Genomic DNA, 11,148 nt, shown 5'->3' with positions numbered 1-11,148 from the left:
GACGATCAAATAGCTGAAGTTGAGAGAAAGCTAAACAGCAGACCTCGTAAAGTACTCGACAGAAAGACCCCAAACTTTATGTTTTTAACACCTAACTAACAAGGTGCACTTCCAGGTTGAATCCAAGGGCAACGGAGCCATGGTTTGTTAGCTAATTATATATCTGACCTCAATATATATTCAGCCCCCCAAGCACAAAGGACGTCTCCAAGAGTAGCGGCATTTACAATTTTGTACACCTTAGGACTCCTACCCTTCTCCACGAGCCACGAAACCTAAAGCGCACTCTCTTATTTTGAAGTACGTTCAGATTTGATGTTATTGGTGTACATTGCCGAAATCGTATCCATTCAGCGCTTTCACTCGTGTAGCAACTCGTCTTCTTAGGTTTAGTGAATCTAGCTAGTAGGTTCATACCTATTTCCGCTGCAAATAGCAGCGAGACCACGCCCTCTCTTTTCATCAGCACTGAACTTGATATGAATGAATCAGCTAAAACTCCAACGCACACCGCTTTGACTTAAAGACACTACCCTGGGCTGCTGAAGCTTCAAAGATTTTCCATACTTAGCACAGCATTTTTTACTGGCAAAGATGATGCCAGAGGCGGAAAACTTCCGAGTAATTCTGCGAATAGAACCAGTCTACTCGGCTTTTTAATCGAGATAAATACAACTAAGCAACGAGCTTGGGACAGCAAGGACTTAAACATACCACAAAGCTCGGCTAGTCAATATTGTATGTACCTTATTCAGACTATTTGGCCTAACTTTAACGCGCATGCACCACAAGACACATGCATCTAGCAATACCCGGCCCCACTTTAAACTAAATCATACTTGCTAATTTCACCGCTATCGTACTATGTTTAAGTTCTATTAGCTGTGTGCGCACGTGGCGGAATTGGTAGACGCGCATGATTCAGATTCATGTGCCTTAGGGCGTGGAGGTTCGATTCCTCTCGTGCGCATCTATAGGGTGACACCGTAAAACTGCTGTGTATCCGCATTCAATAGAGTGCAATGTAACCTAACACTGGCGAAACAACGCCGACCCTCCTCTTTTTGTGATGCAACTTCGATTGACTGTGTGGGCTTGAAATTTACTTAAGCGCACAGGGCTACTTATCTTTCTATTCAGAGTAGGAATGGTAGGCGTTTCCTTTTTACGAATAACACCAACTGCACAAAGGCCTCCTGCAAGATGTTTTTTACAACTGAGAACTTCACCTCAGTGGCTTCACATACAAGTTGTCTGTACAGTTCAGGATTTTGAAGTCAGCAACTCATGGCTAGAGGAGTTACTCAACAAATGTAAGAGTACCATAATGTTACAACATCTTATTGTGTAAAAAAACATAAACCTGTTTTGCTGTGTTTATTCCGGTCACACATTTGGCGGTTAAACAGAAGGAGAAACTTAAAAACCATTGGTGTGTAATGGATTTATCGTCTAACACACTCGCCGCACACCGCTACACCAAACGATCAATCATTGATTTAAAGACACTTACAAATTGAAGAAGAGTTGACATTTAGTTAGAAATACGCTTAACTGTTAGATCTAAGGTATTTCTAACCCACCGATACACACACATGAAATCAAAAAAGAATTTAACACGATTCACATACGAAACCACAGCCTTCCAAGGTTGGAGATTATGTCTTAGCCGTGCTGGGACAACTTTCACGAAATACTTCTCAGACAAGAAGTATGGCGGTCCACGTAAAGCCATGAAAGCTGCAGACGAATGCCTTAAGGAGCTTAAGGAGTTGGTCGACAACTCTCGCCGTGTCAACGGTAAGCTAAGCCAGACAACTTTAAAGAAAGCCAAGAAGATCACTGACGCAGCCTAACCAGCTAACTTCTACAGAATTCACATACCAAAAGGCCCTGCGCTTAATTGCTGCGGGGCTTTTTTGTTGGTCGCAACGCACCAGTGATCTCACAGCCACATCCAAGCATCGCGCAAATTTACAACACAGGTGGGAAACTGATACTAAACCCATCACCCACAGCTATTTCGTTCTGTAAGATCTCAAATCTTATTTTGGGAGAGGCCACTGCTTATGATGTAACTCACCACGAGAGAGCACGAGTTGAAGCCCAACGGTACCCCACTTCAATCAGAGCTATATCGATAGCCCAACGAAAACATACTACATTCAACCACCTCTGTCGCAATCGAGTTCGCTGAACTGGCAGCGGGTAAGACCTATGCGTGAGATGACTTAAGCTCTCTATTAGCCTATATTATAGCGGACAACGCTGTAGACTGCGTAGCAAGCCAAAAGAATCACACCTTCAATTCTACTCAAACGCATTTTACTCCACATAAAGAGGAAAATTCCTACAGTAGCACCCAGCATCACCATTTTATCAAGAAGTTCGATTTCACCCTCTGCAATAGGCTTAACCATAGCGGTAACACCAATCACCGCTAAGATATTGAAGATACACGATCCAATCGCATTCCCAGTAACAATATCTCCCTCCCCCTTGCGTACCGCGATGATTGAGGTGGCTAACTCTGGCAGTGACGTACCGAAAGCAAAAAGGAATAGCGCGATAATAGCCTCATCAATCCCCATGGCACGAGCCACATAGTCTCCACCATGAACTAACCACTCAGAACCAAACTTCAGTACAACCAAGCCAGCCAAAATATACCCTATACTCAAAATTAACATCTTAGCTCCCGACTTTTTAACTAACGCAACCTCTTCAGCACTAAACTCACCATAATCATCCTGTCCCTGCTCTTTTCTGGATTGCATGATACTGAAGACCACATAAATCAACACCCCCATAAATAGAAGGCTCCCCTCAAAACGTGCCACACTACCATTCCAGAGCATCCCGATAAACACTAAGGTAAATACGATCAAAATAGGCATTTCCCTACGTATAATTTGCCTATGGATCACAATCGGCCTCATCACTGCCGCAACGCCTAGAATCAAAGCTATATTACATATATTCGATCCGATTATATTTCCGAGTGCCACATCAGGCTGGTTGTCCGCGTTGGCTTCAAGACAAACCAGCAATTCAGGAGCACTGGTTCCTAATGCAACCACAGTTAAACCTACAACCAATGGAGAGATTCCTATTTTTATGGCTATATCCGACGCCCCTTTGACTAACCACTCGGCACCAAAATACAGCGCCACAAAACCAGCTAAAATCAGAAAGGTATTTAAAAGAAAAGGATCCACGCAGCGGAAGGTGAATACTCACTGCCATAAGTACAATTATAATATGACAGAAGATTTCTTAAAATGAGGGTTCTCAAGAGTCGAGAGCTTTGCTAAACCCCGTGACATGAACCGCAATCACAGCATCACCGTGCTCCCAGGAGACGGAATTGGCCCAGAAGTTATGGAGCAAGCCCTTAAAGTTCTCCAGGTCACATCGGACCACTTTGGCTTTACTGTGAATACAGAAGAATGTCTCGTGGGTGGTGCTGCTATCGACGCTAAAGGTTGCCCACTTCCTAAGGAGACAGTCGAGGCGTGCGAGCAAGCCGACGCCATTTTATTTGGATCTGTTGGTGGTCCGAAGTGGGAGCACCTCGCACCGGACGACCAACCTGAACGGGGCGCCCTCCTCCCAATTCGCAAGCACTTCAATCTCTATGCTAACCTTCGTCCAGGTGTTTGCCTCCCAGCTCTAAAGCACGCATCACCTATCAAGAACGAGCTTATACCCCACGGCTTCGATGTACTCTGCGTCAGAGAACTCACAGGAGGAATCTACTTTGGCACACCGAAAGGACGTGACGACAAGCAAGAGAATCCAACAGCTCACGACACAATGGTCTACAGTAAGCATGAAATCGAGCGTATCTGTCGTGTCGCATTTGTCGCTGCCATGGCTCGAGATAAACGACTTTGCTCTGTGGACAAAGCCAACGTGCTCCAGTGCTCCATCCTGTGGCGTGAAGTGGTAACCGAAATGGCTAAAGAGTTCCCAGAAGTTGAGCTTTCCCATCTCTACGTGGATAACGCTGCAATGCAGCTCATCAAGCAACCTAACTCATTCGATGTCATCGTAACTGGAAACCTTTTTGGTGATATCCTCTCTGACGAAATGGCTATGCTATCAGGATCTCTTGGCATGCTCCCATCTGCATCACTAGGTAACCAGAAAGACAATGGCCTCTACCATGGAATGTATGAACCATCTGGTGGTTCAGCTCCTGACATCGCAGGCATGGGTATCGCTAACCCAATCGCACAGATCTTATCATCTTCTATGTTACTCCGCTACTCACTAGGAGAAAACGAAGCTGCCGACGCGATCGACAAAGCTGTAAATACTGTCATCGACCAAGGACTCCGCACCGGTGACCTCTACACAGGCGCGAATTCTGAAGCAAAAGTTGGCACAGCTGAAATGGGCGCAGCAATTGTTGCAGCCATCAAAGCTTAATTGTAGTATTCTAATCTATAAAATAGGCGCGCTAGGGGAGTCCTAGCGCGCCTATTTTTTACGGATTACTAACCATTATATTTTTCTAAGTCCCGCAGTTCCGCAGTGAATCCACTCGATAAAATAGGAAAACGACACCACGTTTTAGGATCTAAATTCTCATCATCCACATGAAATGATGGAGCGTAACGCTCACGCTTCCATTGATTGCGACACCAGAGTCGGAAAAACTTGAGAACCCAAGCCCTCAGCTGCTCCGCCGAATAATCAGAGAAATGCTCTCGAATGAGTATGTAAATAGACAATGGAGCACGCTTATCTCTAATTGCAGCTCGCTCAATAGCATCCAGGATTGGATAAGGCATAAGGTCGCTCTCATCCGTCTGACCGTGATCAGACGGGCGCAACTCGGCAGTCGGCTGCAAACTATTGACATACTTCAACTCTGGAATCGGCTGAACGAGTTCAGATCCTTCAGTTTCAAGCCAAACTAACCATTCACGTAAGAAAGCTTTATCAATACCCCCAACCGGGCTCAGCCCGCCTGAAGTATCACCATCCATTGTTGCATAACCCACGGCCGCTTCAGATCGATTACTCGTTGCCAGTAGAAGTGATTTTCGAACATTGGCTAGCATCCATATTCCGGGAGATCGTACACGTGCTTGGATATTCTGCAGAGCTAGATCATCCTTCGCCCAAGTGAGATCTCGGCCCAGCCCTCCACTCACCATTGACGTATACCCTTCAACCAATGGCGCTATCACCCAACTCTGGTAATCCGCTCCAAGGCCTTCAGCTAACTCTTTAGCACTAAGCTCAGTTGCATCTCCACTATGCTCCGAAGCTTGGTACACACAGGCAAGCAGCTGGCTCATCCACTCATTACTATTTTCAGCTAACATCACATGAGCTAATCGCTCACGCACACCTGCCTCACCTAATTCCTCAATAGCAAGACGCAATCCAATCGCAACTAAGCAACTCACAGCGGAGGAGTCTGCACCACCGCTTAGCGATACCACGAACCCTTGAGAGAAACTCTTACGCATGTAATCAAATAGAGCCAGGCCAACAACATGCGCAAATTCCTCCTCCTTCCGCAATATAGGGCGATCAACTTGTGAACTTGGAGCTGACCGCAGGAACTTCGGTTGCCAATCCGACATAACTAGGCCCACTGGATCCTGAACCTCTACTATACGGCTTGCCGTTGATGCCACCTTACTGCGATTCACCTCTAGATCAATCAATGCTGAGGTGAGCGTGGAATCTTTATAACTAAATCGCCTACCATGAGCCACCAGCTCACCTTGATTTGAAATCATCGGCCCACCATCAAAAACAACCCTACCAGATTCATTCCCCAACAAATTTGCGTAGAGGTAAGCACAGCCGCAACTTCTTGCCCCCTCGTTGATGAATCTCTCACGTAAGCGTTGCTTACCAAAAGCAAAGTGACTAGCGCTCGGATTCAATAATAAATCTAAGCCATATGCTGCGAGAGAAGCACCTGGACGCGTTGCCGACCATGCGTCTTCACAGATTTCAAATCCAAATCGCACCCCCCCAACGTCAAACAACAGGTCACCTAACATAACTTCTTGGCCCAGACATTCCGTGACAGTCACTTCACCACGCGGCCAAGAGTTGAACCACCTAGGTTCGTAATGAAGTCCATCACCCGCCAAGTGTTGTTTTGCGACTAACCCTAGTAGTTCACCATCAACAATAACTGCTGCTACATTGAATAGTGCGTGATTGTGACGCCACGGCAACCCCACGCTAATCACCATGCCCGAACTACTTTCTACCAAGCTCGCTAATGCATCCTCAGCATAATCTATCGTATTCGGCATCAAGAAAGCATCTTCACAACCGTAACCTGTTAGTGCTAATTCAGGTAAACATAGCACCTGCACCCCTTTTGCTCTAGCCTCATCAAGCACCACTAGAATTCTTGATAAATTCCCCTCCCAATCTAACGGTGTTTGATTCACACTGGCTGCAGCTACATGGATAGTCTTCATAGTCAATTAAGTTCTACACCCACCATTTCACAAGCCTTGCCAGCAGTCTAGAACCGACTCTTTAAATATGATCCTTGAAAAGGAAATATATCAACCTAGAACAGGCATATGGAATCTCACGAAGTACTCAAGTTTGCTTTTAAAGAAACTTCACCAAAGGTTGTCGCCTCAGAATTAGGCGTCTCACTCTCTCTCGTCTATAAGTGGGCTCAAGACCAGTCTAGTCTCGGATCGGGCAGTAGGAATCCAATCGATCGACTTGTAAACATATTTGAACTCACCGGCCATCACGCAATTATTGAGCATCTCGCTGAACAATGCGGCGGGTACTTCGTGCGCAACCCAGAGATCCATTGCACAAAAGGCTTTCAATACCTCCCAGCTACAAACGAGATCGTGAGCCAATTCTCGAACCTTCTCAATCAAATTTCCGCAGCTGCTTTGGATAACTCCATAACTAAAAATGAGTCAGAAGACATTCGCAGAGTCTGGGACCAACTGAAAGGTTACACTGAAGGGTTTGTTCGTTGCTGTGAAGAGGGTGACTTCGAGATCATGGAAGAAAGAGCCCCGCAGACGAACCCCGTCCAACCCCCCGAAGAACCTCGCAGAACTCTCTACTAGATGCTTTCCCTAGTGGTGCCCTTCCATCTCATCATGTACCCAATTAAGGTAAGTCTCTGATCCCTTATTTAAAGGAAAACTGACCACCTCTGGCACATCGTAGGGGTGACTCTCCAGCACGTATTTTTCAAGTTGTTTATAGCGACTTAATGTTGTTTTCACCATCGCCATCACCTCTTTCTCAGCACAGACTTTCCCTTTCCAGCGATAGATTGACTCAATCTCTGGGATGATGTTGACACATGCCGCCAGTTGCTTTTCTATCAGCGCTGTGCCAATCTGTCGCGCACAGTTCTTGTCTGGAAAATTGATACACACTATAATAACCTCCATTAGCACACTATAGATGAAAGACGGCTTCCTAGACAAGCTCATCACGCGCTTAGATAGATTTTCCCCCAGTGAGGTCCAAAATCTAGTGAGTCGCCTTGTGCGTGATAAGGGCTTTTTAGAGAATGTGTTTGAAGCTCTAAAAGAGGGCTTATTTATTTTATCACCCGAAGGAATCATCACATTTGCCAATCAATCGGTACTCAATTTCTTCGGTATCGATCAGCAAAGAAGTATTGGTCAACACATCAATACCGCTATTCGTGGATTTGATTGGAATTCTATCGCAAGCCCCGACACCGTCACGAACAGGGATCTGGAAGTTTTTTACCCAGAACACCTTACCCTTAATTTTTACACATCACCAATAAAAGGTCATGTCGTGGAGATGAACGAACATCTGGGCTACGTTATGCTCGTTAGAGATGTCACAGAATCACAGCAAGAGGCAGCAGATTTCTTAGAGAGCGAAAAGCTCAATGCCCTCACATTGCTAGCAGCAGGAGTGGCTCATGAAATCGGAAACCCTCTCAACTCGCTCGATATCCACCTGCAGCTTATGCAGCGAAAATTACGCAAACTACCAAAAGGCGATCAAGCTAAACTTGGCTCACTCCTCACGACTGCCCAAGGCGAAATCAAGCGACTGGACTCAATCCTCAAACAATTCCTGAATGCGGTTCGCCCCACCTCCCCCGTTAAAGAGAAGCGACAACTACACGACATCTTAAAAACCACACTCAGCACACTAGAAGCTGAGCTTCAAAGTAGGCATGCTCAGGTTACCCTAAACCTAGCCGACAACCTACCACTCCTAAATCTAGACGCCGATCAGATCCAACAAGCTCTGTACAACCTCATTCGAAATGCCGCACAGGCTCTCCCAGCATCAGGAGGCGACCTATGGATAGATACTGAGAACTCAGATTACGAGGTAACACTTAGTATTCGTGATAATGGCTCAGGGATCTCACCTGAACACATGGGCTCCCTCTATGAACCCTATAAGACAACAAAAAGCTCCGGCACTGGTCTTGGCCTGCTTGTTGTTAGGCGTATCATTCGCGAGCACGGTGGTGAAATAGAGATTCAAAGCGAAGTCAACGAAGGAACAACGGTGAGAATCCACATCCCTCGTGAAGAACGCCAACTACGCCTACTTCCAGATAACCAACCAGAAATCATCGACCTCGAACTCGAGTAAATCACCCTTATGGATGCCACCATTCTCATCGTCGACGACGAAAAATCAACCCGCGACGGCCTACGCATGGCTCTTGAAGACGAGTTTGACTGCTACGTAGCATCCGACATACGAGAGGCTGAGAATGTTCTTAAATCAGAAAAAATCGACCTCGTGCTTACAGATTTACGCATGGGTGGAGATAGCGGCATGGATCTACTGGATGACATCCTCAAGCAGCCTCACCGACCTGTTGCCATCATGATGACAGCCTACGGTTCCGTCGACACAGCAGTTGAGGCAATGCGTCGTGGTGCTTGGCACTTTGTCACAAAACCCCTCAACATTGATGAGTTAGAACTGATGATTAAACGAGCTCTACGCAGTAAATCACTCGAATCCAACAATCAGAAATTAGAGTCAGAAAATCAAGAGTTACGCAAAAAAGTAGGTAAGCAGCCACATGGGCTTGAGCCTCTCATAGGCAACTCTCCAGCCATGGCTCAAATTCACGCTATGATCACTCAGATCGCCCCTACTAAAGCCACAGTTCTTATCGAAGGGGAGTCGGGTACAGGAAAAGAAGTTGTAGCCAATGCAATCCACTCACTCAGTGGGCGACCTAAAGACACAATCATCACAGTGAACTGCGCAGCGCTCTCACCGCAGCTACTCGAGAGTGAGCTTTTCGGTCATGAAAAAGGCGCGTTCACTGGAGCAAGCCAAAAACGCATAGGTCGGTTTGAGCAAGCTAACGGAGGCACCTTATTTCTTGATGAGATTGGAGAAATTGATCAAGCAACACAAGTGAAACTACTTCGAGTGCTTTCCGAGAGAACTATTGAGCGCGTCGGATCAAACTCAGCAATCAAAATTGACGTTCGAGTAATCACCGCCACCAACAAAAACTTGGCAAAAATGGTATCAAAAGGAGATTTCCGAGAAGACCTATTCTTTAGACTCAACGTAGTAAGGATGACACTCCCTCCATTACATAAACGCAAAGAAGATATTGTGCTTCTTGCGAATGCATTCCTTAAAGAGTTCAACCATGAGAACAATAAGCGGGTAACATCCATCACACCTGAAGCATTCAGACTCATCCAACACTATAACTGGCCAGGTAATGTCCGAGAATTACGGACTGCCATGGAGCACGGAATCGTTATGTGTAACGGCTCAAGCATCGAGCCCAGTCACCTACCGTTAAATATACAATCTGGCTCATCACTCATACAAACAACCCCAGCAAATGACAAAAGTGTCGGCAAACAAGACTCCTATCAGATTGCACCAACGCAGCCTAGCCAATTCAATCTACACAGCCTCGAGTCTGAAACTATTCAGCATGCGTTGAAACACACAAATAATAATCGCACTGCTGCCTCTGAACTGCTAGGTATTAGCCGTCGCACACTCCAACGCAAACTCAAAGAGCTCGACGCTTAACCTCACTAGATGAACGCAAAAAACGCATTAGACTCTGGCAACTTTTTCCGCCGTGCCATTTTCGCTGTCTTCCTCATCGGCATGTTTATGCTTCACACAATATTTAGCTTTGATGGGCTCACCAGCAAGACTGGTATTGATCAAGCCCAAGTAGCGCGTGAAGTAGCTCGAGGAAATGGGTTTAGCACACAATTTATTCGACCTTTTGCACTCCAACAGCTGCTAGAAAACGACAAAGAAGTCAACCTCTTGCAAGTGGCTGAAACCTATCATTCACCTCTAAACATACTTGTCTATGCAGGCGTCTTGAAAATGGTGGGCGCCGATGATTTTAAGAATCATAAAATGGAGGTGAATGACAAAATTTATAAGCTAGACCAATTCATAGCAATCACTTGCGCAACATTCTTCCTTATTGCCATAGGCATTAACTACCTATTGATATCAAGGATTTTTGACACCAAAATAGCATCCACAGTCGCCATAATCATGGTCTTCTCTGAGTACATGTGGAAGATCACACAAGCTGGGCTCCCGCAAATGCTCATGCTCACACTATTTTCCGCTGCTGTTTATCTTGTTTGGCGAGCTGTAGAGGCTCAAGAGGCCGAGCGTAAACCACTCATCCCCGCATTACTCTCCGGATTTTTCTTCGGCCTTCTAGCTCTTTCTCACTGGATGACTTTATGGATTTTCATAGGTTATTTGATTTTTGCCTGCTTTTACTTCCGACCACGAGGACTCATCGCTGTTGGGTTAGCGCTCATAATGCTTTTATTTGTATCCGGACCAATCATCTACAATTGGACACAAACTGGAGAAGCTCAAGGAATCGCATTCCATGCAATCCATGGTGCTGGGGGGGCGGCAGATAACGCTATGCGACAGGTTGACTCCACAGCTTTCAGTGTTCAAGGGATTCTAATAAGGACAGTTCAATCAACACTCCTACAGATCTCCAATGTACATAATTACCTCGGAGGCCTCATCCTAGCACCCGCATTTTTCCTCTGCTTGGCACATCCATTTAAGCGTTCAAGTATCGCCATCTTCCGCTGGAATATACTCATCATGTGGGGTTTCGCCTCAATAGGAATG

The 11,148-nt window shown here is 45.9% G+C and carries 9 protein-coding genes and 1 tRNA gene; 7 read left to right on the top strand and 3 right to left on the bottom strand.

Translation table 11 applies throughout. The features are described from left to right. The first annotated feature begins 888 nt into the window (after positions 1-888). Together ABGY95_RS05165 and ABGY95_RS05160 are read left to right on the top strand one after the other, a co-directional pair. Positions 889-970, top strand: a tRNA-Leu gene (locus ABGY95_RS05165). 625 nt (positions 971-1,595) lie between these two features. Beyond that, positions 1,596-1,856: a hypothetical protein gene (locus ABGY95_RS05160; protein ID WP_347440631.1), complete on the top strand. Its 261-nt coding sequence runs from the start codon at positions 1,596-1,598 to the stop codon at positions 1,854-1,856. Positions 1,857-2,243: 387 nt separating this feature from the next. Here the strand turns inward: ABGY95_RS05160 and ABGY95_RS05155 are convergent, their stop codons facing one another. Then, positions 2,244-3,218, bottom strand: coding sequence for a calcium/sodium antiporter (locus tag ABGY95_RS05155; protein WP_347440630.1), 975 nt, complete (start codon positions 3,216-3,218; stop codon positions 2,244-2,246). 106 nt (positions 3,219-3,324) lie between these two features. Between ABGY95_RS05155 and leuB the strand changes: the two genes are divergently transcribed. Continuing rightward, on the top strand, positions 3,325-4,434 hold the full coding sequence (gene leuB / locus ABGY95_RS05150) for a 3-isopropylmalate dehydrogenase (RefSeq protein ID WP_347440629.1): 1,110 nt from the start codon (positions 3,325-3,327) through the stop codon (positions 4,432-4,434). Between the two features lie 68 nt (positions 4,435-4,502). On the opposite strand, the gene nadE is transcribed toward leuB, so the two are convergent. Beyond that, complete coding sequence (gene nadE / locus ABGY95_RS05145; RefSeq protein WP_347440628.1) at positions 4,503-6,464, bottom strand: NAD(+) synthase; 1,962 nt, start codon at positions 6,462-6,464, stop codon at positions 4,503-4,505. A gap of 108 nt (positions 6,465-6,572) precedes the next feature. Here nadE and ABGY95_RS05140 point away from each other — a divergent pair, with 108 nt between their 5' ends. Continuing rightward, complete coding sequence (locus ABGY95_RS05140) at positions 6,573-7,088, top strand: hypothetical protein (protein WP_347440627.1); 516 nt, start codon at positions 6,573-6,575, stop codon at positions 7,086-7,088. Positions 7,089-7,097: 9 nt separating this feature from the next. On the opposite strand, the gene cutA is transcribed toward ABGY95_RS05140, so the two are convergent. Then, positions 7,098-7,421 carry a divalent-cation tolerance protein CutA gene (gene cutA, locus ABGY95_RS05135; protein WP_347440626.1) on the bottom strand — a complete coding sequence of 108 codons (324 nt, stop codon included), beginning with the start codon at positions 7,419-7,421 and terminating at the stop codon, positions 7,098-7,100. Positions 7,422-7,434: 13 nt separating this feature from the next. Between cutA and ABGY95_RS05130 the strand changes: the two genes are divergently transcribed. The 3 genes from ABGY95_RS05130 to ABGY95_RS05120 form a co-directional block, all read left to right on the top strand. Continuing rightward, on the top strand, positions 7,435-8,622 hold the full coding sequence (locus tag ABGY95_RS05130; protein WP_347440625.1) for an ATP-binding protein: 1,188 nt from the start codon (positions 7,435-7,437) through the stop codon (positions 8,620-8,622). Between the two features lie 9 nt (positions 8,623-8,631). Next, positions 8,632-10,050, top strand: a complete 1,419-nt coding sequence (locus tag ABGY95_RS05125) for a sigma-54 dependent transcriptional regulator (protein WP_347440624.1) — start codon at positions 8,632-8,634, stop codon at positions 10,048-10,050. 9 nt (positions 10,051-10,059) lie between these two features. Continuing rightward, a partial coding sequence (locus ABGY95_RS05120) for a hypothetical protein (protein WP_347440623.1) occupies positions 10,060-11,148 on the top strand: 1,089 nt, incomplete at its 3' end.

This window comes from Rubritalea sp. (assembly GCF_039830215.1).
Taxonomy (GTDB): Bacteria; Verrucomicrobiota; Verrucomicrobiia; order Verrucomicrobiales; family Akkermansiaceae; genus Rubritalea.
The sequence above is the reverse complement of the archived record's forward strand: the minus strand, read 5'-3'. Positions and strand labels throughout refer to the sequence as shown.

Coding starts and splice junctions, on each gene's coding strand:
- ABGY95_RS05160 (WP_347440631.1), top strand. CDS start 1,596: ATGAAATCAAAAAAGAATTTAACACGATTCACATACGAAACCACAGCC.
- cutA (WP_347440626.1), bottom strand. CDS start 7,421: ATGGAGGTTATTATAGTGTGTATCAATTTTCCAGACAAGAACTGTGCG.
- ABGY95_RS05125 (WP_347440624.1), top strand. CDS start 8,632: ATGGATGCCACCATTCTCATCGTCGACGACGAAAAATCAACCCGCGAC.
- ABGY95_RS05130 (WP_347440625.1), top strand. CDS start 7,435: ATGAAAGACGGCTTCCTAGACAAGCTCATCACGCGCTTAGATAGATTT.
- ABGY95_RS05140 (WP_347440627.1), top strand. CDS start 6,573: ATGGAATCTCACGAAGTACTCAAGTTTGCTTTTAAAGAAACTTCACCA.
- nadE (WP_347440628.1), bottom strand. CDS start 6,464: ATGAAGACTATCCATGTAGCTGCAGCCAGTGTGAATCAAACACCGTTA.
- leuB (WP_347440629.1), top strand. CDS start 3,325: ATGAACCGCAATCACAGCATCACCGTGCTCCCAGGAGACGGAATTGGC.